Annotated in this window: 21 protein-coding genes and 1 pseudogene; 17 read left to right on the top strand and 5 right to left on the bottom strand. The window is 67.9% G+C overall.

Annotated elements, in window-relative coordinates:
• Positions 1 to 647 precede the first annotated feature (647 nt).
• The 4 genes from dnaK to AWC25_RS12920 all read left to right on the top strand — a co-directional run bounded on the left by dnaK (position 648) and on the right by AWC25_RS12920 (position 4,804).
• The gene (gene dnaK, locus AWC25_RS12935) at positions 648 to 2,510 is read left to right on the top strand and encodes a molecular chaperone DnaK (RefSeq protein ID WP_069401235.1); all 1,863 of its coding nucleotides are present in this window, start codon (positions 648 to 650) and stop codon (positions 2,508 to 2,510) included.
• A complete protein-coding gene (gene grpE / locus AWC25_RS12930) occupies positions 2,507 to 3,163 on the top strand; it encodes a nucleotide exchange factor GrpE (RefSeq protein ID WP_069401236.1) in 657 nt (218 codons plus the stop codon). The genes dnaK and grpE overlap by 4 nt, the downstream gene beginning before the upstream one ends.
• Positions 3,164 to 3,233: 70 nt before the next feature.
• Positions 3,234 to 4,415 (top strand): molecular chaperone DnaJ, encoded by a 1,182-nt coding sequence (gene dnaJ, locus AWC25_RS12925; protein ID WP_069401237.1) that lies wholly within the window; start codon positions 3,234 to 3,236, stop codon positions 4,413 to 4,415.
• Positions 4,415 to 4,804 carry a heat shock protein transcriptional repressor HspR gene (locus AWC25_RS12920; protein WP_069401238.1) on the top strand — a complete coding sequence of 130 codons (390 nt, stop codon included), beginning with the start codon at positions 4,415 to 4,417 and terminating at the stop codon, positions 4,802 to 4,804. The genes dnaJ and AWC25_RS12920 overlap by 1 nt, the downstream gene beginning before the upstream one ends.
• On the opposite strand, the gene AWC25_RS12915 is transcribed toward AWC25_RS12920, so the two are convergent.
• From AWC25_RS12915 to AWC25_RS27380, 3 genes are read right to left on the bottom strand one after another with little or no spacing between them, the layout of a single operon-like run.
• Positions 4,805 to 5,698, bottom strand: coding sequence for an aldose 1-epimerase (locus tag AWC25_RS12915; protein ID WP_069401239.1), 894 nt, complete (start codon positions 5,696 to 5,698; stop codon positions 4,805 to 4,807).
• Between the two features lie 42 nt (positions 5,699 to 5,740).
• On the bottom strand, positions 5,741 to 6,907 hold the full coding sequence (locus AWC25_RS12910; protein ID WP_069401240.1) for an FAD-binding oxidoreductase: 1,167 nt from the start codon (positions 6,905 to 6,907) through the stop codon (positions 5,741 to 5,743).
• 35 nt (positions 6,908 to 6,942) lie between these two features.
• Positions 6,943 to 7,884, bottom strand: coding sequence for a DUF3060 domain-containing protein (locus tag AWC25_RS27380; protein ID WP_244899504.1), 942 nt, complete (start codon positions 7,882 to 7,884; stop codon positions 6,943 to 6,945).
• Positions 7,885 to 7,987: 103 nt separating this feature from the next.
• On the opposite strand from AWC25_RS27380, the gene clpB reads away from it, so the two are divergent.
• Positions 7,988 to 10,540: an ATP-dependent chaperone ClpB gene (clpB, locus tag AWC25_RS12900; RefSeq protein ID WP_069401311.1), complete on the top strand. Its 2,553-nt coding sequence runs from the start codon at positions 7,988 to 7,990 to the stop codon at positions 10,538 to 10,540.
• Between the two features lie 75 nt (positions 10,541 to 10,615).
• Here clpB and AWC25_RS12895 read toward each other — a convergent pair whose 3' ends face one another.
• Positions 10,616 to 11,437 (bottom strand): enoyl-CoA hydratase/isomerase family protein, encoded by an 822-nt coding sequence (locus tag AWC25_RS12895; protein WP_069401241.1) that lies wholly within the window; start codon positions 11,435 to 11,437, stop codon positions 10,616 to 10,618.
• 92 nt (positions 11,438 to 11,529) lie between these two features.
• On the opposite strand from AWC25_RS12895, the gene ttfA reads away from it, so the two are divergent.
• From ttfA to AWC25_RS12875, 4 genes are read left to right on the top strand one after another with little or no spacing between them, the layout of a single operon-like run.
• Entirely contained in the window at positions 11,530 to 12,384 is an 855-nt protein-coding gene (gene ttfA / locus AWC25_RS12890) for a trehalose monomycolate transport factor TtfA (protein ID WP_069401242.1), read from the top strand.
• Positions 12,385 to 12,430: 46 nt separating this feature from the next.
• Complete coding sequence (gene pyrE / locus AWC25_RS12885) at positions 12,431 to 12,970, top strand: orotate phosphoribosyltransferase (RefSeq protein WP_085166894.1); 540 nt, start codon at positions 12,431 to 12,433, stop codon at positions 12,968 to 12,970.
• A 13-nt stretch (positions 12,971 to 12,983) separates the two neighbouring features.
• Positions 12,984 to 13,883 carry a hypothetical protein gene (locus tag AWC25_RS12880; protein WP_069401244.1) on the top strand — a complete coding sequence of 300 codons (900 nt, stop codon included), beginning with the start codon at positions 12,984 to 12,986 and terminating at the stop codon, positions 13,881 to 13,883.
• Positions 13,880 to 14,527: a TrmH family RNA methyltransferase gene (locus AWC25_RS12875; protein WP_069401245.1), complete on the top strand. Its 648-nt coding sequence runs from the start codon at positions 13,880 to 13,882 to the stop codon at positions 14,525 to 14,527. Before AWC25_RS12880 ends, AWC25_RS12875 begins: the two co-directional genes overlap by 4 nt.
• A gap of 141 nt (positions 14,528 to 14,668) precedes the next feature.
• Here AWC25_RS12875 and AWC25_RS12870 read toward each other — a convergent pair whose 3' ends face one another.
• A complete protein-coding gene (locus AWC25_RS12870; RefSeq protein WP_069401246.1) occupies positions 14,669 to 15,634 on the bottom strand; it encodes a LysR family transcriptional regulator in 966 nt (321 codons plus the stop codon).
• Positions 15,635 to 15,668: 34 nt separating this feature from the next.
• Between AWC25_RS12870 and AWC25_RS12865 the strand changes: the two genes are divergently transcribed.
• The 8 genes and pseudogenes from AWC25_RS12865 (at position 15,669) to AWC25_RS12830 (ending at position 23,782) form a co-directional block, all read left to right on the top strand.
• Positions 15,669 to 16,829 (top strand): XdhC family protein, encoded by a 1,161-nt coding sequence (locus AWC25_RS12865; protein ID WP_069401247.1) that lies wholly within the window; start codon positions 15,669 to 15,671, stop codon positions 16,827 to 16,829.
• Positions 16,830 to 16,895: 66 nt separating this feature from the next.
• A complete protein-coding gene (locus AWC25_RS12860) occupies positions 16,896 to 17,774 on the top strand; it encodes an FAD binding domain-containing protein (protein WP_085166893.1) in 879 nt (292 codons plus the stop codon).
• Positions 17,775 to 17,776: 2 nt separating this feature from the next.
• Positions 17,777 to 18,265: a (2Fe-2S)-binding protein gene (locus AWC25_RS12855; RefSeq protein WP_069401249.1), complete on the top strand. Its 489-nt coding sequence runs from the start codon at positions 17,777 to 17,779 to the stop codon at positions 18,263 to 18,265.
• Entirely contained in the window at positions 18,262 to 20,670 is a 2,409-nt protein-coding gene (locus AWC25_RS12850) for an aerobic carbon-monoxide dehydrogenase large subunit (protein WP_085166892.1), read from the top strand. The genes AWC25_RS12855 and AWC25_RS12850 overlap by 4 nt, the downstream gene beginning before the upstream one ends.
• A gap of 34 nt (positions 20,671 to 20,704) precedes the next feature.
• Positions 20,705 to 21,460: pseudogene (locus AWC25_RS12845) on the top strand (XdhC family protein); the annotation flags it as partial.
• 176 nt (positions 21,461 to 21,636) lie between these two features.
• Complete coding sequence (locus AWC25_RS12840) at positions 21,637 to 22,230, top strand: nucleotidyltransferase family protein (RefSeq protein WP_069401252.1); 594 nt, start codon at positions 21,637 to 21,639, stop codon at positions 22,228 to 22,230.
• Positions 22,227 to 23,120, top strand: coding sequence for an AAA family ATPase (locus AWC25_RS12835; protein WP_069401253.1), 894 nt, complete (start codon positions 22,227 to 22,229; stop codon positions 23,118 to 23,120). Before AWC25_RS12840 ends, AWC25_RS12835 begins: the two co-directional genes overlap by 4 nt.
• Positions 23,117 to 23,782 (top strand): SRPBCC family protein, encoded by a 666-nt coding sequence (locus AWC25_RS12830; RefSeq protein WP_069401254.1) that lies wholly within the window; start codon positions 23,117 to 23,119, stop codon positions 23,780 to 23,782. The genes AWC25_RS12835 and AWC25_RS12830 overlap by 4 nt, the downstream gene beginning before the upstream one ends.
• The last annotated feature ends 5 nt before the right edge of the window (positions 23,783 to 23,787 follow it).

Here is a 23,787-nt window from a genome sequence, read left to right as displayed (position 1 = left end):
GGCACGATGGGCAATGAGGTGGAAGCCCGCACTCAACGCGTTCGCGATCACCTTCAACGGCCGGATCACTCCGACTGGCAACTAACCGATGCCGAGTCAGATCCACCGTTTATCTGACAGTCCCACAGCAGCGCCTGAACCTGGGGAATTACGTGACCGCAGCCCCTGGGGAATTACGTGACCGTAGACAACATGGACTCGACGGTTGCGTTCACTGGGCAGCGAGCCCTCTTGGGTCAAGCGAAGAAGTGGCGCTAAGGAAGCGCCGTGGCTATGTACTCCAAACACGATCTTCAACGCCGGGTCGAGGCACTCGGCTACAGGGCTGCGGCGAGAAGCTCTGATCCGACGCGGCACAAGTGTGTTGTGTCGTATCACCACCCCCCAGGGACACGAAACTGGGACAACAACACAGCTTGGGGCGCGGTGTGGACACGAAAGTGGGATTTGGACACGATGAGCGACTTCCTACAAAAATGCCCGCCCCGGGAACAAGCCCGCGGTACCCGTCGTTAGGCTTGGTGACAAGTTGAGTGTCCCAGACTCAATACTGGGTTGACAGGTCGACGCCCGCGAGGGCAGGCTTGAGCGGGGTTCACTCAGCATAGTGGCACCACAGAAGCTCTACTCAATCAGGAGGAATCACTATGGCTCGTGCGGTCGGTATCGACCTCGGGACCACCAACTCCGTCGTCGCAGTGCTCGAGGGTGGCGACCCCGTCGTCGTCGCCAACTCCGAAGGCTCGCGGACGACGCCGTCCATCGTCGCGTTCGCACGCAACGGCGAGGTGCTCGTCGGGCAGCCCGCCAAGAACCAGGCCGTCACCAATGTCGACCGCACCATCCGTTCGGTCAAGCGGCACATGGGCACCGACTGGTCCGTCGAGATCGATGGCAAGAAGTACACCGCTCAGGAGATCAGCGCCCGCACCCTGCAGAAGCTGAAGCGCGACGCCGAGGCATACCTGGGTGAGGACATCACCGACGCGGTCATCACCGTGCCCGCGTACTTCAACGACGCCCAGCGCCAGGCCACCAAGGAGGCCGGCCAGATCGCCGGTCTGAATGTGCTACGCATCGTCAACGAGCCGACCGCGGCCGCGCTGGCGTACGGCCTGGACAAGGGTGAGAAGGAACAGACGATTCTGGTCTTCGACCTCGGTGGTGGCACGTTCGACGTGTCCCTGCTCGAGATCGGCGAGGGTGTCGTCGAGGTACGCGCCACCAGTGGTGACAACCACCTCGGTGGTGACGACTGGGACGACCGCATCGTCAACTGGCTGGTGGATAAGTTCAAGGGCACCAGCGGGATTGACCTGACCAAGGACAAGATGGCCATGCAGCGGCTGCGTGAGGCCGCGGAGAAGGCCAAGATCGAGCTCTCCAGTTCGCAGAGCACCTCGATCAACCTGCCGTACATCACCGTCGACGCCGACAAGAACCCGTTGTTCCTCGACGAGCAGCTGACTCGCGCCGAGTTCCAGCGCATCACGCAGGATCTGCTCGACCGCACCCGTCAGCCGTTCCAGTCGGTGATCAAGGACGCCGGTATCTCGGTGTCCGAGATCGACCACGTCGTGCTGGTGGGTGGTTCCACCCGGATGCCGGCGGTCACCGATCTGGTCAAGGAGCTGACCGGCGGTAAGGAACCCAACAAGGGCGTCAACCCCGATGAAGTCGTGGCCGTCGGTGCCGCGCTGCAGGCCGGTGTCTTGAAGGGTGAGGTGAAAGACGTTCTGCTGCTGGACGTTACGCCGCTAAGCCTGGGTATCGAGACCAAGGGTGGCGTGATGACCAAGCTGATCGAGCGCAACACCACGATCCCGACCAAGCGGTCGGAGACCTTCACCACGGCCGACGACAACCAGCCTTCGGTGCAGATCCAGGTCTATCAGGGTGAGCGCGAAATCGCCTCGCACAACAAGCTGCTCGGCTCCTTCGAGCTGACCGGTATCCCGCCGGCCCCGCGCGGCGTCCCGCAGATCGAGGTCACCTTCGACATCGACGCGAACGGCATCGTGCACGTCACCGCGAAAGACAAGGGCACCGGCAAGGAGAACACGATCAAAATCCAGGAAGGCTCCGGCCTGTCCAAGGAGGAGATCGACCGGATGATCAAGGACGCCGAGGCGCACGCCGAGGAGGACCGCAAGCGCCGCGAGGAGGCCGACGTTCGCAACCAGGCCGAGACGCTGGTCTACCAGACGGAGAAATTCGTCGCCGAACAGCGCAGCGCCGAGGGCGGTTCGAAGGTCCCGGAGGACACTCTCAACAAGGTTGACGCTGCGGTGGCCGAGGCCAAGTCCGCATTGGGCGGCACCGACATCTCCGCGATCAAGGCGGCGATGGAGAAGCTGGGCCAGGAGTCCCAGGCGCTGGGTCAGGCGATCTACGAAGCCACCCAGGCGGCCGGGGCGCAAGCCGGCGGCGCAGAGACTGGCGGTTCATCCGCCTCCGCTGACGATGTCGTGGACGCGGAGGTGGTCGACGACGACCGGGAGGCCAAGTGAGCGAAAGCAATCCGCAGGAACCGGTAACCGTGACCGACAAGCGGCGGATTGATCCCGAGACCGGAGAAGTGCGCAGCGCCCCTCCCAGCCCTGCCAATGCGGGGCCGGGAGGGGCTGCCCCGACGGAGTCCGCGACGGATGACGGCGCCGGCAAGGTCGCCGAGCTGACCGCCGATCTGCAACGGGTGCAAGCCGATTTCGCCAACTACCGCAAGCGGGCGTTGCGCGATCAGCAGGCCGCGGCGGATCGGGCCAAGGCCACCGTGATCACCCAATTGCTGGGCGTGCTCGACGATCTCGAACGCGCCCGCTCACACGGCGATCTGGAATCGGGTCCGCTGAAGTCGGTCGCCGACAAGCTGGACAGCGCGCTGACCGGGCTCGGTCTCGTCGCGTTCGGCGCCGAGGGCGAGGATTTCGACCCGGTGCTGCACGAGGCCGTCCAGCATGAGGGCGACGGCGGCGAGGGTGCCAAACCGGTAATCGGCACGGTCATGCGCCAGGGCTACAAACTGGGCGAGAACGTCTTGCGGCACGCGCTGGTCGGCGTCGTCGACACCATCCCGGATGACAGCGAAGGGGCTGGCGCGGCCGGGCCCGCGCCGGCCGAATCACACGACACGGGCGATAACGCTGCCGCCGCCGGTGAATAAGGCACAGAATCAGGACCAACAACAACGAGAGACGAACAACAACGAGAAAGGTGGGAGGGGGTGACGCGACATGGCCCAGCGTGAATGGGTCGAAAAGGACTTCTACAAGGAGCTGGGCGTCTCCTCCGACGCTAGCCCCGAAGAGATCAAACGCGCCTATCGCAAGCTGGCGCGTGATCTGCACCCGGATGCGAATCCCGACAATCCCGCCGCCGGCGAACGGTTCAAAGCGGTGTCGGAGGCACACAACGTGCTCTCAGATCCCGCTAAACGCAAGGAGTACGACGAAACCCGGCGGCTGTTCGCCGGCGGCGGCTTCGGCGGTCGGCGGTTCGACGGTGGCGGGTTCGGTGGCTTCAACGTGGGCGGCTCTGACGGCGCCGAATTCAATCTGAACGATCTGTTCGACGCCGCGGGCCGCAGCGGGGGCGCCAACATCGGCGACCTCTTCGGCGGCTTGTTCGGGCGCGGTGCGGGTACCCGGCCCAGCCGCCCGCGGCGCGGCAACGACCTGGAGACCGAGACCGAGCTGGATTTCATCGAGGCCGCCAAGGGCGTTGCGATGCCGCTGCGGCTGACCAGCCCGGCGCCGTGCACGAATTGCCATGGCAGCGGCGCACGTCCGGGTACCAGCCCGAAGGTGTGTCCGACCTGTAACGGGTCCGGCGTGGTCAGTCGCAACCAGGGGGCGTTCGGGTTCTCTGAGCCGTGCACCGACTGCCGGGGCAGCGGCTCGATCATCGAGCACCCCTGCGAGGAGTGCAAGGGCACCGGTGTCACCACCCGGACCCGCACCATCAACGTGCGGATTCCGCCGGGAGTCGAAGACGGGCAACGGATCCGGCTGCCCGGACAGGGTGAGGCCGGACTGCGCGGAGCGCCGTCGGGTGACCTGTACGTGACGGTGCACGTGCGACCGGACAAGGTCTTCTCCCGCGACGGAGACGACCTGACGGTGACCGTGCCGGTGAGTTTCAGCGAATTGGCTTTGGGGTCAACACTTTCCGTGCCCACCCTCGACGGGAAGGTCGGCGTCCGGGTGCCCAAAGGCACGGCGGACGGACGCATCCTGCGGGTGCGTGGGCGCGGCGTGCCCAAGCGCAGCGGCGGCCATGGTGACTTACTGGTCACCGTGAAAGTTGCTGTGCCGCCGAACCTGGAAGGCGCCGCCCAGGAGGCGCTGGAGGCGTACGCGGAAGCCGAGCGGGCCAGCGGCTTCAATCCGCGGGCCGGATGGGCAGGTAACCGCTGATGGCCAAGAACTCCAAGCGCGACGAGGCGCGGACCTTCTTGATCTCGGTGGCGGCCGAACTCGCCGGCATGCACGCCCAGACGCTGCGCACCTACGACCGCCTCGGGCTGGTCACGCCGACCCGCACTTCCGGTGGCGGGCGCCGCTATTCGCAGCACGACGTGGAACTACTGCGCGAGGTGCAGCGCCTGTCACAGGACGAGGGCGTCAACCTGGCCGGAATCAAGCGCATCATCGAGCTGACCAATCAGGTCGAGGCGCTGCAGTCGCGGGTCAAGGAGATGGCCGAGGAGATCGCCGCGCTGCGTGCGAACCAACGGCGCGAGGTCGCCGTGGTGCCCAAAAGCACGGCGCTGGTGGTGTGGCAGCCCCGGAAGTCGCGCGGCTGATCAGGCGACGCGGATGGCGAACTGGGCGGGCGCCGACTCGCCGGGGCGGACGCTGCCGTAGCTGCCGCGGCTGAGCGCATCGGTCGGAGCCGTCATCGGCTCGAAGCACACCACGTCCTCGTGCGTCGGGGCGAAGATCTGAGTCGCCGCGTAACCGCACTCGAAGTGCACCTCCAGCCGGCGCGCGCCGCCGGACACCGCGAACACCGCACCGTCGCCAACCTGGTCGTAGGCGTCGTCAAAAGCGTTGTCGCCCAACAGTTCTTGCTTTGCCGGCTGCGCCGACGTTTGCCCGGTGGGCAGGCCGCGGTCATCGAGGGTCAAATGCCGCAGCCGAGGAGTCTCGATGAGCCATTGGCTGCGGGGCACTTCCGGCACCTGCAGATAGGGGTGGAAGCCGAAGCACAGCGGGACGGCGGTGTCCCCGGTCGCGGTGACGGTGGTGCGCACCGTCAGGCTCCGCTCGGCCAGCCGCACCCCCACCGTCAGCAGATGCGGATACGGGAAACTGGCCAGCAGTCGCTCGTCGGCGCCGAAGTCCACCTCGGCGGTGAGCTCGTTGGTGGACTCGGCGACCACCCGCCATCCCGAGTAGGCGGCCAGCGTGCCGTGGATGGGGAGCCCGTTGGGGTCGGCCCGCACGCCGTTTTCGCCCGGTGTCAGCTGGACGGTCACATTCTCGGCCGTATAAGTGTTGCCGCCCAATCGATTCGCCCACGGATACAGGATCGGTATGCCCATTGTCTTGCCGGCTTCGAGGTAGGCCTGCAGGCCGCGCCGCTGGCCGAGCAGCTCGACACCGTCGTCGGTCAGCGAGGTGCCGATCATGCCGGCGTCGGGCACGAACTGTGCGGTCAGCGAGGAGGCGGGGTCGCGCAGGGTCACCACGTGCACTCGGTCAGCCTAGCCGCGCGCGGCGGGTCGGCGCCGTCAGACCTAGCGGCTCAAGGGATCATGCTGAATGCGCTCGGGCGGGGCGCCTTTGGCGATCAGTGCGGCCTTGGTCGCATCGACCATGGCCGGCCCGCCGCAGATCAGGATCTGTCGGTCGCCCCATCCGCCGTATCGCGTGACCACCTCGGGCAGTCGGCCGATTTGGTGGACGTGTAGACCGCGCGGCGGCGTCACATCGGGATAGTCGGCTGCCCAGGCGGGGTCGTTGTTGTATTCCGACACCGGCGAGACCGACAGCCACGGATTGTGCGCGGCGACCTGCCACAGCGTCGGCAGGTCGTAGAGCTCGCAGCGATAGCGCGCGCCGAAGAATAGATGCACCCGAGGGTTTTCCGCGTACCGGCACAGGTCCATGATCACTGTCCGCAGCGGAGCTAGGCCCGTGCTGCCGGCGACCATCAGGACGTCACCGCCGCCCCGGTCGACGTGCAGCCCACCGTGCGGGCTGGACAGCCGCCAGCGGTCGCCGGGTCGTGTCTCGTTGACGATCGCGGTGCTCACTAACCCGCCGGGGACCTGCCGGACGTGGAACTCGATCCCGCCATCGGACTCGGCCGGGATGGCGGGGCTGAGGAATCGCCAGCGCCGCGGGCACTGGGGGACGTGGACGTTGACGTACTGGCCGGGGTGGTAGTGCATCGGCTGGTCCAATCGCAGCCGCACGACCGCAAGGTCGCGCGAGACCCGATGGTGTTCGACGACGGTGCCGTCCCACCATGCGGGACCCTCCTCGGCGTCGGCGGCGCCACTCATCACCCCGGTGATCAGGTTGAGCGACTGGCGGGCCGCGTCGTCGACGGCCTCGGTCCACGCGTCGCCGACCTGCCTGCGTAACGCGGTGAGCAGAGCGGCCCGCAACGACTCGTAATGCGTTGGCAGCACGCCATATTTGCGGTGGTCCCGACCCAGCTGAGCAAGGAAGGCGACCGGTTCCGCGGCGTGCTGGGCTACCAGCTCGCCGTAAACCCAGTGCAGTGCGTGACCGAAAGCCGCTCGCTGAGCGTCCATTTCGGGTGGAAACAGGTCGCGCAGCGAGACGTCGAGGGCGAACCAGTGGGTATAGAAAGCGCGCACCAGTTCGGCGCCCGAGGTGTCGGGGGCCAGGGCGTCGCGCAGTACTCGCAGCGCATCGGAGTCCTCTAAGCCCACGCGGCCCGATTCTAAGTCGGCAGGAGGCGCCGCCATCAGCCCTGACCGACGGTGTTCGACGTTCCGGTGTTGGTAATCAGCGGCGAGCCCCAATGGTAGGTCATCACGTTGCCCACACCCGAGATGCTGATCGCGTCGGCGCTGTCGATCGTGACGCGATTTTCTTTGCCGGCGACGCTGACGCTGGTGCAGTGACCGGTCACGATAACGGTGTTGGACACCCCGCTGACCGACAAATAGCCGCCGTTGCACGGCACCGTTCTCTTCATCCCGGACCCGCTGACCTGCAGTGTGCCGGCCGCGGGCACGTTTTCGGACGGGATGTCACCGGCGAGGTTGGTCCGGAACCCGGCGGCCGCCAGCCCGGCCAGGGTCAGCCAGCCGACCACGATGACCAACCAGCAGGCCATGGCCACCCACAGGCCGGGCCGTAACGTGCCGACCCAGTTGCCGGTCTCGTCGCGGTCGAGGTCGTACGCGAAGGCGGTCACGCAGCGGGCCCGCGCCGGATCGCGCTGGTCGGCGAGGATCACCCCGTCGACGTACTCCCGCCCGCGCATCACCAGCTCGCCTCGGTGGCCGTCGAGAGTGAAGAACACCTTGGTTTGGGTGTTGGGACCGCTCCAGCGCAGCCGGGTGACGGTCCACTCCCGCGCCATGGGCAGCCGGGTGTTGAAATGTTGTGCACGGGAAAGCTTTTCGGTGCCGGTGACGGTCGCGACGCGTCCCCATTTGAGTAGCCGGAGTCGAATCCGCGCGCGGTAGAGATGGATCGCGTAGATCGCGAGCAGGGTGGCTACCGCCGCGCCGGCGAAGGCGCCCGGCAGTTGCAGCCATAGCGCGATCGGCGCGATCGCGACCACAAACAGCGTCCAGACGTAGCGCCAGCGAAAAGGCAGCGCCTCGGCCAGCCGAAAGGCGACCGGAATCGGCCGGGGCGGCGGCGCCAGCCCGGGGTCGACGCCTCCGTCGTGCAAAACTCCTCCAAAAAACATAAACTTGAGCGGAACAGACTCAACCTTGACGACGTTGAACAACGCGACAAGCATTTTCCCTATACCCCGAACGGAGGTGTCTCGGTTGGCCAGCGACTCTTTTAACCCGACCACCAAGACGCAGGCGGCCCTGACGTCAGCCCTACAGGCGGCCAGCGCCGCCGGTAACCCCGAGATCAGGCCCGCTCATTTGTTGCTGGCGCTGCTGACCCAGAACGACGGAATCGCCGCGCCGCTGTTGGAAGCCGTCGGCGTCGAGCCCGCGACCATCCGCACCGAAACCGAGCACCTGCTCGAACGGCTGCCCCGGGCCAGCGGCTCCAGCTCGCAGCCCCAGCTGTCGCGCGAATCGTTGGCCGCCATCACCACCGCCCAGCAGCTGGCCACCGAGATGGACGACGAGTACGTCTCGACCGAGCATCTGCTGGTGGGCCTGGCCACCGGCGACTCCGACGTCGCCAAGCTGCTTACCGGCCATGGCGCCTCCCCGCAGGCGCTGCGCGATGCCTTCGTCAAGGTCCGCGGCAGCGCCCGGGTCACCAGCCCCGACCCCGAGGCGACGTATCAGGCGCTGGAGAAGTACTCCACCGACCTGACCGCCAGGGCTCGTGACGGCAAGCTCGACCCGGTCATCGGGCGTGACAACGAGATCCGCCGCGTGGTGCAGGTGCTGAGTCGGCGCACCAAGAACAACCCGGTGCTGATCGGCGAACCCGGCGTCGGCAAGACCGCGATCGTCGAGGGTCTGGCCCAGCGCATCGTGGCCGGCGACGTGCCCGAAAGCCTGCGCGACAAGACCGTCATCGCACTCGACCTCGGGTCGATGGTGGCCGGCGCCAAGTACCGCGGCGAGTTCGAGGAGCGGCTCAAGGCCGTCCTCGACGACATCAAGAACTCGGCCGGGCAGATCATCACCTTCATCGACGAGCTGCACACCATCGTCGGCGCCGGCGCGACCGGCGAGGGCGCGATGGACGCCGGCAACATGATCAAGCCGATGCTGGCCCGCGGCGAGCTGCGCCTGGTCGGCGCGACCACGCTCGACGAGTACCGCAAGTACATCGAGAAGGACGCCGCGCTGGAGCGCCGCTTCCAGCAGGTGCTGGTCGGCGAGCCGTCGGTGGAGGACACCGTCGGCATCCTGCGCGGGCTGAAGGACCGCTACGAGGTGCACCACGGGGTGCGTATCACCGACTCCGCGCTGGTCGCGGCGGCCACCCTATCCGACCGCTACATCACCGCCCGCTTCCTGCCGGACAAGGCCATCGACCTGGTCGACGAGGCCGCATCGCGGTTGAAGATGGAGATCGACTCCCGGCCCGTCGAGATCGACGAGGTCGAGCGGCTGGTGCGCCGCCTCGAAATCGAGGAGATGGCGCTGGCCAAGGAGGAGGACGAGGCGTCCAAGGAGCGGCTGGAAAAACTGCGCTCCGAGCTGGCCGACCAGAAGGAGAAGCTGGCCGAGCTGACCACCCGGTGGCAGAACGAGAAGAACGCGATCGACGTCGTCCGGGAGCTCAAGGAGCAGCTGGAGGTGCTGCGCGGGGAGTCCGAGCGCGCCGAGCGCGACGGCGACCTGGCCAAGGCCGCCGAGCTGCGGTACGGGCGCATCCCCGAAGTGGAGAAGAAGCTCGACGCCGCACTGCCCCAGGCCGAGGCCCGCGAGAACGTGATGCTCAAGGAGGAGGTCGGGCCCGACGACATCGCCGACGTGGTGTCGGCATGGACCGGCATCCCGGCGGGCCGGATGCTCGAGGGCGAGACCGCCAAGCTGCTGCGCATGGAGGAGGAGCTGGGCAAGCGCGTCATCGGTCAGAAGAAGGCGGTGACCGCGGTGTCCGACGCGGTGCGGCGCTCCCGGGCCGGGGTCGCCGACCCCAACCGGCCGACCGGGTCGTTCATGTTCCTCGGTCCGACCGGCGTTGGGAAGACCGAGCTGGCCAAGGCGCTGGCGGAGTTCCTGTTCGACGACGAACGCGCCATGGTCCGCATCGACATGAGCGAGTACGGCGAGAAGCACTCGGTGGCCCGACTGGTCGGCGCCCCGCCCGGCTACATCGGCTACGACCAGGGCGGCCAGCTGACCGAGGCGGTGCGGCGGCGGCCCTACACGGTGATCCTGTTCGACGAGATCGAAAAGGCGCACCCGGATGTGTTCGACGTGCTGCTGCAGGTCCTCGACGAGGGCCGGCTGACCGATGGGCAAGGCCGTACGGTCGATTTCCGCAACACCATCCTGATCCTGACGTCCAACCTCGGGTCGGGCGGCAGCGAGGAGCAGGTGATGGCGGCGGTGCGCTCGGCGTTCAAGCCGGAGTTCATCAACCGGCTCGACGACGTGATCATCTTCCAGAGTTTGGAGCCCGGCGAGCTGGTGCAGATCGTCGACATCCAGCTCCAGCAACTGGCCAAGCGCCTGGCGCAGCGCAGGCTCACCCTCGAGGTGTCGCTGCCGGCCAAGCAGTGGCTCGCCCAACGCGGCTTCGACCCCGTGTACGGCGCCCGGCCGCTGCGTCGGCTGGTGCAGCAGGCCATCGGCGACCAGCTGGCCAAGCTGCTGCTGTCCGGCGACGTTCACGACGGGGACACCGTCCCGGTCAACGTCAGCCCCGGCGGTGACAGCCTGATTCTGGGCTAAACCCCTGGCGCCGAACGTGCTCTCATGGCTGGGATTGGGCGGCGATCTCGCCACCAGAGCACGTTCGGCGTGCGGTTAGCTCGAGCCCAGCTCGAAGTCGCGGGTCTGGGCGCCGGCGTCGATTACCGCCTCGAGTCGTTGCCGGGCGGCCGGCTGCGCTAGTGTCTCGCGGAACAGCTGATCCTCGATGCGCAGGCCGGCCGCGAGTTCTTCGGTGGCCGCGGTGTCGACCGCCCGCTTGGCGTTGGCGATGGCCGACGCGGGCGCGGAGGCGATGCGCGCGGCCAGCTTGTCGACGAACCGCCGGAGTTGATCCGGCGGCAGCGCCCGATTCAAATATCCCCAGGATTCGGCGGTCGCGGCGTCGACATCGGTGCCGCCGAGGATGACTTCGAGCGCTCGTGCACGGCCGATCAGCCGGGGCAGCCGTTGCGTGCCGCCACCGGCGGGGATGATCCCGAGCGCGACCTCCGGATGACCCAGCACCGTCGCGTCGCGTGCGGCAAAGCGCATGTCGAACGCCATCGCGAACTCGCAGCCACCGCCCCGGCAGACGCCCTGGATGACCGCGATCGTGGCCTTCGGCAGCGTGCGGACCTGCTCGGTCACGGCGTGAAACAGCGACAGCTCCTGGTGCGGCCCGACGTCCTCGCCGGTCTGCAGAGCGGGCAGATCCAGGATCAACCCCACATCGGCGTGGGCGATGAAGATTTCCGGGTCGGCGGAGTCGACGACCAGCACCCGCACCCCGTCGTCGGCGGCGACCGCACGCGTCAGCCGGTCGATCTCGTGCAGCAGCGGCGCGTCCAGCAAATTGATCGGGGGGTTGTCGATCGTGGCCCGGCAAACACCGTCGGCGACGGCCACGCGAATGAGCTGGTAGCCCTGGTACACCATGGCGGGAACCTTACGCGGATCAGCAAACCTTAATGTGGTTGTGACCTGGTCGCATTCTCGGTTCCGGTCCGATAGCAGATACGCTACCTAGGATGGTCCCGCTCTGGTTCACGCTCTCCGCGCTGTGCTTCGTCGGTGCGGTGGTGCTGCTGTACGTCGACATCGATCGACGCCGCGGGCGCAGCAGACGGCGCAGGTCGTGGGCACGCTCGCACGGGTTCGACTACGAGCGCGAGTCGACCGAGATCCTCAAGCGCTGGAAGCGCGGGGTGATGTCGACGGTGGGCGATGTACCCGCCCACAATGTCGTGCTGGGCCAAATCCGCGGTGAGGCGGTGTACATCTTCGACCTCGAGGAAGTCGCGACGGTGATCGCGCTGCACCGCAAGGTGGGCACCAACGTCGTCGTCGACCTGCGCCTCAAGGGTCTCAAAGAGCCACGCGAAAGCGACATCTGGCTGCTCGGGGCGATCGGCCCGCGGATGGTGTACTCCACCAACCTGGACGCGGCCCGCCGGGCCTGCGACCGGCGGATGGTCACCTTCGCGCACACCGCTCCGGATTCCGCCGAGATCATGTGGAACGAGCAGCACTGGACGCTGGTTGCGATGCCGGTGTCGAGCACCCGCACCCAGTGGGACGAGGGGCTGCGCACCGTCCGCCAGTTCAACGATCTGTTGCGGGTGTTGCCGCCGGCGCCCGCCGAAACTGACGACCCGGCCGGACCTCGCACCGCCGCGCCGAGCCGCCCGCTGGCCCCGGCGGGACGGGCGGAGTTGCCGCCGCGTCGTTCCGCGCGGGATGCGTCCGGGCTGGTGGGCTCGGATCCGCAGGCCGCTCGGCGCGCCCCAGAGCCAGCCCCCCGCGACGAGGGGCGTACCGAGGCGATCCGTCGCCCACCGTCGACCGAGCGCAACGGCCAGCAGGCCCCCAACTTCCATCACTGAATCCTGTTGCGCTGCAACGGTAGACACTTAAAGGGCGGATAAGGCCGTGTCCGAAGCTGACCGTGCGGAACTGGCCGAACTGGTGCGACGGCTGTCGGTCGTGCACGGGCGCGTCACGCTGTCGGCGGGCAAAGAAGCCGACTACTACGTCGATCTGCGCCGCGCCACCCTGCATCACCGGGCCGGGGCGCTGATCGGTGCGCTGATGCGCGAACTCACCGCGGACTGGGATTACGCCGTCGTCGGCGGCCTGACCCTGGGCGCGGACCCGGTCGCCACCGCCATCATGCACGCCCCCGGTCGTCCAATCGACGCCTTCGTGGTGCGTAAGTCCGTGAAAACCCATGGCCTGCAACGGCTTATCGAAGGCTCCGAGGTGTCGGGCCAGCGGGTGCTGGTGGTCGAGGACACCAGCACCACCGGCGGTTCGGCGTTGACCGCGGTGCACGCCGTCCAGGACGCGGGCGGTGAGGTGATCGGCGTGGCCACGGTGGTGGACCGCGCCACGGGCGCCGCCGAAGCCATCCAGGCCGAGGGACTGCCGTACCGCAGCGTGTTGGGCCTGGCCGATCTGGGGTTGAGCTAGGACCGTCACCGCTGTGCGCACTTTCCTTGCGATAGCAGCCTGTTTGGCCGTCTGCCTGGCGGGCTGCTCCGGTTCCGGTCGCGCCGCGGCGCCGTACGGCGCCCAGGCCGTGCGGCTGGGCGAATCGCTGGCATTGCTGGGCTGGAACATGGCGGTGTCGAACCTGCGCTGGGGCGGCGACTACGTATTGGTCGACGTCGACGCGTCGCCGACGGACCCCAAGGCGCCGCACACCAAGCCCGAGGACATCCGGTTCGGGCTCTACGGTGCGCTCGCCCACCCGATGGAGTCGGACGGGCTGGGCAGCTGTGACAAGGCCCTAACGACCGTGCACGACATCCCGTCGCCGCTGCGGGCGCCGCCCGAGCGGCTGACCGGCACCGTGTGCCTCGGCCCGCTGAAAGACCGCAGCCAGGTGCGCGGCGTGTACAGCTACTCGACCCGCGACCGCATCCCCGATACCTCGGCGGCCTACCCGGCCGCTTTCCCGGTGGGCCTGATGCCGACCAACGTCAACGACACCGGCCTGGTCGTCAAGACCACCAGCCTGTCGGCGTGGCGGGCCGACGGCACGCCGGTGACCCGGGCGCAGCTCGGCGATCCGGGCGCCTTCACCGGCAACGGCTACATGCTGCTCGGGCTGGACGCCGAGGCCGTCGCGGCGCGCTACCGCGACGACTCCGCCCGGCGCGGCGGCCCGATGATGCTGCTCGCGTCGCCGACATTGCCCGCCCCGGGGCTGAACCCGGCCTGCGCGGTGTACGGGTCGTCGGTGCTGATCTTGCCCGAGGCCTCGCGGGACGCGGTGCACGTGGCCGCCTCGTTGTGCACCCAGGGCGAGATCAATCAGGCTCTGCTCTATGCGACGGTGGCGATCGTCGGGACGCATGCCGGGGTATGGACCCAGCGATGACCGAACCCGGCCCCACCGAATGGGCGGCTCAACCGGCCGCCGGCGTCGGCCCCTGGCAGGGCGACCCTCCCGACGACCCGCGGTATGACCCAATGTTGTTGCGCGACGGCGACACTCGCAACGTCGTAGACGCCTACCGGTATTGGACGCGGGAGGCGATCATTGCCGACATCGACACCCGCCGGCATCCACTGCACATCGCGATCGAGAACTTTGGGTACGACGCCAACATCGGGTCGGTGGTGCGCACCGCCAACGCGTTCGCCGTCGACACCGTGCACATCGTGGGGCGGCGACGCTGGAATCGCCGCGGCGCCATGGTGACTGATCGCTACCAACGGTTGTGCCATCACGACAGCACCGCGGAATTGACGGAGTTCGCGCGGGTCGCGGGTCTGGGCGTGGTCGCGGTGGACAACGTGCCCGGGGCGGCGCGGCTGGAGCAAACCGCGCTGCCGCGGGAATGCCTGCTGGTGTTCGGTCAGGAGGGGCCGGGGATCACCGACGACATCCGGTCGGCGGCGGCCATCACGGTCTCGATCGCCCAGTTCGGCTCGACGCGCAGCATCAACGCCGGCGTCGCCGCGGGAATCGCGATGCACGCCTGGATCCGTCAGCACGCGGATCTCGACCGCGCCTGGTGACCGGCGGCCCGGCCACCGGGCCGTACTGGCGAGTGTGCGTTCCCGGCGTTGCGTGTGCGTCTGCGGCGGCGACACGCCGGGTCGGGGCGCCGCCGGTACACACTCAAATCCGTAGCTGCACAGTGGAAGAGGCGCGCGACGTCAACTCCACAGCGTGACGTGAATCTTCGGCCGAAACCGCGTCACACCCACGCCCGAACCGCGGATCATCGCCTGAATACATCGCGGGGTGGTGATGAAGCGGACCAGTTCCGAGACCGCCGGCTGTCGCGCCGCCGGCGCCAGCGTCGCCGCGCACCATTCGCCCGAGCGGTCTAGGCCCGCACCGTTGACGTGTACCAGCCTCCCGGCGGCGAGGTCCTTGGCGACGGCGAAGCCAATGGTCAGCGTCACCCCGCCGACCCGCTGCACCTCTTCCAGCGCGGCGGCATCGCTCTGGAAGATTCGCTGCTGCGACTCCGGAATTGCCAAGTCGCGCAACATGGTTGCGATCTCGCCATCCACGCTGCCCGCCGACGGCCCCAGCATCCACTGCTGCTGGCGCAGCAGCCCCGGCGACGGAACACCCACGGCCAGTGGACTATTCGGTGCGACCACGGTGATGATCTGGTATTTCAGGAAGGGCCGCACGAAGATCGACTCGTCCGGGGCGGCGGAACTTTCGCTGGCCGGCCCGATCGCGATGTCGACGGCACGCGACGCGATCAGCTCGCGAAACCGTCTGGTCGGGTGCACGCTCAGCTCCACCGACAGGTCGTCGGCTCGCGACGAGAACAACTCGATCAGACCGGGCGCCGCGTGTTCGGCAAACGTCGTCGACGCCGCGATCCGCAGCAGCCGGCGTCCGTGTGCGGCCTCGGTGACCTCGATGGCGGTTTGCTGTTGCAGGCCCAGGATTTCCACCGCCCGGCTGGCCAGACGCAGCCCGCCCGGCGTGAACGCCAGCCCCGCACCGGTTCTGGTGAACAGCGGGTCGTCGAGTTCTTTGCGCAGCGCCGCGACGTGCATCGAGATCCCGGCGTCGGAAACACCGAGTTCGGCGGCGGCCGCATGCACCGAGCCCAACCGCACCACGGCCGAATAGGCCCGGAGTTGAGCCGGAGTCATGGCAATCAGCCTACGTGGGGCCTAATTTGAAGGGGTGCGCGACGTACTTGCCGAATTAGTGTCGATTTGGCGTGCCGGTCACACCGCCGGGCTGGCAACGGTGGTGCGGACATTCCGGTCGGCGCCGCGGCTACCCGGCGCCGCGATGGTCGTCGCGCCGGACGGATCGGTGAGCGGTTCGGTGTCGGGCGGCTGCGTGGAGGGCGCCGTCTACGACACCGCCACCGAAGTGGCGCGGACGGGCACACCGACGCTGGAACGCTATGGGGTCAGCGACGACGACGCCTTCGCGGTCGGCCTGACATGCGGCGGCATCATCGACATCTTCGTCGAAGCCGTGTCGCAGACGACGTTTCCCGAACTCGGCGCGATCGCCGGCGACATCGACGCGCACCGGCCGGTAGCCGTCGCGACCGTGATCGCCCACCCGGACGCGAGCCGGGTCGGCCGTCGGCTCGTCGTCCGCCCGGATGCCGTGGCGGCGTCACTGGGTTCGGCGCGTGCCGACGCGGCGGTGACCGACGACGCACGCGGCCTGCTGGCCTTGGGCCGCAGCGAGGTGCTCACCTACGGGCCCGACGGTCAGCGGCTCGCCGACGGCATGGAGGTTTTCGTCTCTTGCCACGCACCGCGACCGCGGATGCTGGTGTTCGGCGCCATCGATTTCGCCGCCGCGCTGGCGCAGCAGGGCGCCTTCCTCGGCTACCGGGTCACCGTGTGCGACGCCCGCGCCGTCTTCGCCACACCGTCCCGTTTTCCAGCGGCCGAACAAGTCGTCGTCGACTGGCCGCACCGCTACCTCGCCGCGCAGGCCGACGCGGGCGCTATCGACGAGAGCACGGTGATCTGCGTGCTCACCCACGACCCAAAGTTCGATGTCCCGGCGCTCGAGGTGGCGCTGCGCCTGCCGCGCGTCGGATACGTCGGGGCGATGGGCTCGCGACGCACGCATGACGACCGGATGGCGCGGCTGCGGGCGGCGGGGCTCACCGATGCCGAGCTGGGCCGGCTGGCCAGCCCGATCGGACTGGACCTCGGCGCACGCACGCCGGAGGAGACCGCGGTCTCGATCGTCGCGGACATCATCGCCAGGCGGTGGGGCGGCGGCGGCCGGCCCCTGGCTCAGTTGCTGGGCCGTATCCACCACGATCAGCAAGTCACCGGGGGCTTCGAGGCGACTTCAACGATCGCTTAACTCGCTATTGACGGCCAGGTCAGAGCGCACGACACTGATGTTCCCCTGCCCAGTGAGGTGCGTCACATGCAAGTACCCGGCCCCTTCGAATACGAACGCGCCACCAGTGTCGACCACGCCATCGGCCTACTCGATCGGCTGGGCGACGGCGCGCGAGTGGTCGCCGGCGGGCACAGCCTGCTGCCGATGATGAAGCTGCGGATCGCCAACCCCGAGTACCTGGTCGACATCAACGACCTCGCGCTCGAATTGGGCTACGTGATCACCGACCCGACGCTGGTCCGCATCGGCGCCATGACCCGCCACCGCGAGCTGCTGGAGTCCGACACCCTGGCCGCCGTCTGCCCGATCTTTCGCGACGCCGAACGGGTGATCGCCGACCCCGTCGTCCGTAACCGCGGCACCCTGGGCGGCTCACTGTGCCAGGCGGATCCGGCCGAAGACCTCTCCACTGTCTGCGAGGCGCTGGACGCGGTGTGCCTGGCCCGCGGCCCGTCGGGTGAACGCGAGATACCGATCGACGACTTCATCCTCGGACCGTACGAAACCGCACTGGCCTTCAACGAGATGCTTGTCGAGATCCGTATCCCGTTGCGCCACAAGACTTCCAGTGCATACGCCAAAGTGGAGCGGCGGGTGGGTGACTGGGCCGTGGCTGCGGCGGGCGCGTCGGTGACCCTCGACGACGCAACGATCGCCGCGGCGCGCCTGGGGCTGACCGCGGTCAACGTGGACCGCGAGGCACTGGCCGAAGTCGCCGCGTCCCTGGCGGGACAGCCGGCCACCGACGAGGTCTTCGCCGACGCGGGCCGACGTGCCGCGCAGGCCTGCGACCCCGTCACCGATGTCCGCGGCACCGCCGAATACAAGCGACACCTGGCCTCCGAATTGACTGTCCGAACGTTACGCACCGCCGCCCAACGTGTCCGGGCAGAGGGGAACTGACCATGCAGGTGAACATGACCGTCAACGGCGAACCGGTCAGCGCCGACGTCGAACCCCGGCTGCTGCTCGTGCACTTCCTGCGCGATCACCTACGGCTCACCGGAACCCACTGGGGCTGCGACACCAGCAACTGCGGCACCTGCGTCGTCGACGTCGACGGTGTGCCGGTGAAGTCGTGCACCATGCTCGCCGTGATGGCATCGGGCCACAGCGTGCGCACGGTGGAGGGCCTGGCCCACGCCGACGGCACGCTCGACCCGGTGCAAGAGGGCTTCATGCGTTGCCACGGGCTGCAATGCGGGTTCTGCACTCCGGGCATGATGATCACCGCCCGCGCCCTGCTGGACCGCGAACCGAACCCCGACGAGGAAACCATCCGGGAAGCCATCTCCGGGCAGATCTGCCGGTGTACCGGATACACGACCATCGTGCGGTCCATTCAATGGGCGGCGCAGCACGATACCGAGGCGGCGGCGGAGGCGACGTCATGACCACCTTCAAAGAAGAAGCACCCAGGCCCCCGTCGCCGGAAGACATTGCCGACAACGACCAAAAGCCTTGTGGTTACGGCCGAATGCTCCGCAAGGAGGATCCGAGGTTCATCCGCGGGCGCGGCCGCTACGTCGACGATGTCGTGCTGCCCGGCATGCTGCACCTGGCGATCCTGCGTTCGCCGTACGCGCACGCCACCATTGTCGGCATCGATGTCACTGCCGCCCAAGCACATCCGAAGGTCAAGGCGGTGGTCACCGGGGCCGACCTGGCGGCCAAGGGCCTGGCCTGGATGCCGACGCTGTCCAATGACGTGCAGGCCGTGCTGGCCACCGACAAGGTGCGCTTCCAAGGCCAAGAGGTGGCCTTCGTCGTCGCCGAAGACCGGTATTCGGCGCGCGACGCGCTCGAGCTGATCGACGTCGAATACGAACCGCTGGACCCCGTCGTCGACGTCCGCCGGGCGCTGGATCCGTCGGCTCCGGTGATCCGCACTGACCTCGACGGCAAGACCGACAACCACTGCTTCGACTGGGAGACCGGCGACGCGGCCGCCACCGAGGCCGCGTTCGTGAAGGCCGACGTGGTGGTCACCCAGGAGATGGTCTACCCGCGGGTGCACCCGGCGCCGATGGAGACCTGCGGCGCGGTCGCCGATTTGGACCCGGTCAGCGGAAAGCTGACGTTGTGGTCCACCACGCAGGCCCCGCACGCGCACCGCACGCTCTACGCGTTGGTCGCCGGGCTGCCCGAGCACAAGATTCAGGTCATCTCGCCCGACATCGGCGGCGGATTCGGCAACAAGGTGCCGATTTACCCCGGGTATGTCTGCGCGATCGTCGGCTCGCTGCTGTTGGGCAAGCCGGTGAAGTGGATGGAGGATCGCAGCGAGAACCTCACCTCCACCGGGTTCGCGCGAGACTACATCATGGTCGGTGAGATTGCGGCCACCAACGACGGCAAGATCCTGGCCATCCGGTCTAACGTGCTCGCCGACCACGGCGCGTTCAACGGCACCGCGGCGCCGGTAAAGTACCCGGCGGGGTTCTTCGGGGTGTTCACCGGCAGTTACGACATCGAAGCCGCCTACTGTCACATGACCGCGGTGTACACCAACAAAGCCCCCGGCGGGGTGGCCTACGCGTGTTCGTTCCGGATCACCGAGGCGGTGTATTTCGTTGAGCGCCTTGTGGATTGCCTCGCGTTCGACCTGAAGATGGATCCCGCGGAGCTGCGGCTGCGGAACCTGCTGCGGCCCGACCAGTTCCCGTACCGAAGCAAGACGGGCTGGACGTACGACTCGGGTGACTACGAGACCACGATGCGCAAGGCCATGGACATGATCGGCTACGACGCATTACGAGAGGAACAGCGGCGCAGGCGCGAACGGGGCGAGCTGATGGGCATTGGCATGTCCTTCTTCACCGAGGCCGTGGGTGCCGGGCCCCGCAAGGACATGGACATCCTCGGCCTCGGCATGGCCGACGGGTGCGAGCTGCGCGTGCACCCGACGGGCAAAGCGGTGGTACGGCTTTCGGTGCAGACCCAGGGTCAGGGGCACGAGACGACGTTCGCCCAGATCGTCGCCGAGGAGCTTGGTATCCCGCCCGACGACATCGACGTGGTGCACGGCGATACCGACCAGACGCCGTTCGGGCTGGGTACCTACGGCAGCCGCTCCACGCCGGTGTCCGGGGCGGCGGCCGCGCTGGTGGCCCGCAAGGTGCGGGACAAGGCGAAGATCATCGCCTCGGGCATGCTCGAGGTCTCGGTTGCCGACTTGGAGTGGGAGAAGGGCTCGTTCCACGTCAAGGGTGACCCGTCGGCATCGGTGACGATCGCCGACATCGCGATGCGGGCGCACGGCGCCAGCGATCTGCCGGAGGGTCTCGAGGGCGGCCTGGACGCTCAGATCTGCTACAACCCGGAGAACCTGACGTACCCGTACGGCGCGTATTTCTGTGTGGTGGACGTCGATCCGGGCACCGCGGTGGTCAAGGTGCGGCGGTTCCTGGCGGTCGACGACTGCGGCACCCGGATCAATCCGATGATCATCGAGGGCCAGGTGCACGGCGGCATCGTCGACGGGATCGGGATGGCGCTGATGGAGATGATCGCCTTCGACGAGGAGGGCAACTGCCTGGGCGGGTCGCTGATGGACTACCTGATCCCGACCGCGATGGAGGTTCCGCACCTGGAAACCGGGCACACCGTCACGCCGTCACCACATCATCCGATCGGCGCGAAGGGGGTCGGCGAGTCGGCCACCGTCGGGTCGCCGCCGGCCGTGGTCAACGCGGTGGTGGATGCGTTGGCGCCGTTCGAGGTTCGGCATGCCGACATGCCGTTGACGCCGTCGCGGGTCTGGGAGGCCATGCAGGGCAGAGCCAGGCCACCGATCTAGGCGTCGCGACGATGCAGAGCGAGTAACGAGCCATATGGGGAACCTCCCGCATGCGGGGGAGAGGAGCGGCGCAATCGAGCACAGCACGATCAGCGAGCGCGCACAGCAACTGGTGGCGACACGCACCCCGTTCGTGCGCGCGACAGTGGTGCGCGCCCAGCAGCCGACGTCGGCGCACGCCGGCGATGAAGCAATCCTGTTGGCGGACGGCACCATCGAGGGCTTTGTCGGCGGACAATGTGCGCAGAACTCCGTCCGCAAGGCGGCGCTCGGCGTGCTGCAGGCCGGCGAAAGTGTGTTGCTACGCGTACTGCCCGACGGCGACGTGCATTTTCCCGAAGCGCCCGGCGCTGCCGTCGTGGTCAACCCATGCCTGTCCGGCGGTTCGCTGGAGATCTTCCTGACACCGCAGCTGCCGCCCCCGCTGATCCGCGTCTGTGGCGACACGCCCATCGCCGACGCGCTCGTGCAACTCTGCCAGGTGCTCGGCTACGACGCCCGCCGCGAAATCGACAGCGGCACGGACCTGTCCGACACCGCCGCGGTGGTGATCGCGAGCCATGGCGGGCCGGAGGCCGAGATCATCCGCACCGCCCTGGACCACGGCGTCGGCTATGTCGGCCTGGTGGCCAGCACGGTTCGCGGCGCAGCCATAGTGAACGAACTCGAACTCGGCGAGCCCGAACGAGCCCGCATCCACACCCCGGTCGGGTTGCCCATCGGCGCCAAAACCCCCGCCGAGATCGCCGTCTCTATTGCCGCCGAGCTCATCGCCGTGCTGCGCGACGGTAACCTGACCCGCGTGAGCACCGTGACCAGTACCGACCCTGCCGAGGCGGTCGATCCGGTCTGCGGCATGACGGTGTTGATCGGACCCGGCACCGAGCACCTGCAACTGGCCGGCACGGACTACTGGTTCTGTTGTCCGCGATGTCGCAGCGCATTCTCCGCGGAACACGGCGGCGCATGACCGGACCTCACGTCACCGGTATCGTCCTGGCCGCCGGCGGATCCCGCAGACTGGGCAGTCCCAAACAGCTACTGCCCTACGGGAATACAACTTTGCTGGGAGCCAGCCTGAGTGTTGCGCACGACGCCGGGTTCGACCAGCTGATCGTCACCCTCGGCGGTGCCGCCGACGCAGTGCGGGAGACGGTGTCGCTGGACGGCGCCCAGGTGGTGACGGTCGACGATTTCGGCACCGGTTGCTCCTCCTCGCTGGTTGCCGCGTTGGCCCGGGTGCACCCGGACTCCGCCGGAATCGTGCTGCTGCTCGGCGATCAGCCCGGCATCGACCCGGCCACCCTGCGCCGAGTGATCGGCGAGGGGCCTGCCTCGGACATACTGGTCTGCCGCTACGCCGACGGCATCGGCCATCCATTCTGGTTTAGCCGTAACATGTTTGGCGATCTGGGGCGGTTGCACGGCGACAAAGGAGTCTGGAAGTTGCTGCATTCGGGCCGGCATCCGGTACGCGAGATGCCGGTGGATGGGCCCGCGCCGCTCGACGTCGACACTTGGGAAGACTACCGCCGGCTACTGGAATCGGCGCCGTCATGACGTCGGCGGTGTTCAGCGGTCCCGACGACGTCGTGGCGCAATTCGATGCCAAGGATTACCTCATCGACACGGGGACCGCGTCGGCGATCTATCTGGCCGTGACGCTGGGCCGGCCGTTGTTGCTCGAGGGTGAGCCGGGCGTGGGCAAGACGACCGCGGCGAAAACCCTTGCCCAGGTGCTGAACACGATCATCGTGCGGTTGCAGTGCTACGAGGGCCTGAGCGCGCACGAGGCGCTCTACGACTGGAACTACCAGCGACAGCTGTTGTCCATCCGGTTGGCCGAGGCGCGCGGAACCGGTATCGAAGAAGCCGATCTCTACACCGAGGCCTATCTGGTGGACCGGCCGATCCTGCAGTGCGTGCGCTACCGCGGACCGACACCGCCGGTATTGCTGATCGATGAAATCGACCGGGCCGACGACGAATTCGAAGCGCTGCTGCTGGAATTCCTCGGTGAATCCGCGGTGACCGTGCCGGAGCTGGGCACCTTCGTTGCCGAGCGTCCCCCGATCGCGGTGCTCACCTCCAACCGCAGCCGCGACCTGCACGACGCGTTGCGTCGACGTTGCCTGTACCACTGGATCGACTATCCCGAACCGGAGCGGGCGGCCGCGATCGTGCGGCGCACCGTACCGGGCGCTTGCGCCCCGTTGATCGAAAGCGCCACCCAATTCGTCCGTCGGGCACGCGATCTCGACTTGGACAAGCCACCCGGCGTGGCGGAGACCATCGACTGGGTCGCCGCGCTGGTATCGCTCGGGGTCGCCGACCTCGTCGACGATGCCGCCGTCATGACCCTGGGCGCGCTCGCCAAGACGCCCGACGACCGCACGCTGATCCGCGACGCGTTCAGTGAATATCCGCACCTGAGAGGACCCGCAGCATGAAGATCGCCAACCAGTTCACCGTCAGCGCACCGATCGACCAAGCCTGGGATGTGCTGTGCGACCTAGAACAGGTGATCCCGCTGATGCCGGGCGCGCAGCTGATCGGTCATGAGGGCGAGGACTATCTCGGCAAGGTCAAAGTCAAGGTCGGACCGGTGACCAGTGAATTCAGCGGCAAGGTCCGGTTCGTCGAGCAGGACCGTGATCGGCATCGCGCGGTCATCGACGGCAAGGGCAAGGAAGCCCGCGGCACGGGCAACGCGGCCGCCACGGTCACCGCGCAGCTGCAGGAGGACGGCGGTCGCACCAACGTGATCGTCGACACGGACTTGAAGATCGTCGGCAAACTCGCCCAGTTCGGCAGCGGCATGCTGCAGCAGGTTTCGGAGAAACTGTTGGGGCAGTTCGTGGAATCGTTGGAGGCCAAGCTGGCCGCCGAGAAGAACGGCGGCCCGCAGGCTGCCGAGCCGGCGGTCGAGGAGCCGACGCCGCCGCGGCCGGCGAGCCCGGTCGCGGCAACCCAGCAGGCGCCGGCCGCCGAGCCCGAGCCCATCGATCTGCTGCAGCTGGCCGGTGGTGACCAGCTGAAGAAGTACGCCGTCCCGGCGCTGGCCGGGTTGGCCGCGCTGGTGCTGATCTGGGTGCTGCTGCGGCGGCGTTAGCGGTC

This window comes from Mycobacterium sherrisii, assembly GCF_002102355.1.
In the GTDB taxonomy this organism is placed as follows: Bacteria; Actinomycetota; Actinomycetes; order Mycobacteriales; family Mycobacteriaceae; genus Mycobacterium; species Mycobacterium sherrisii.
The sequence above is the reverse complement of the archived record's forward strand: the minus strand, read 5'-3'. Positions and strand labels throughout refer to the sequence as shown.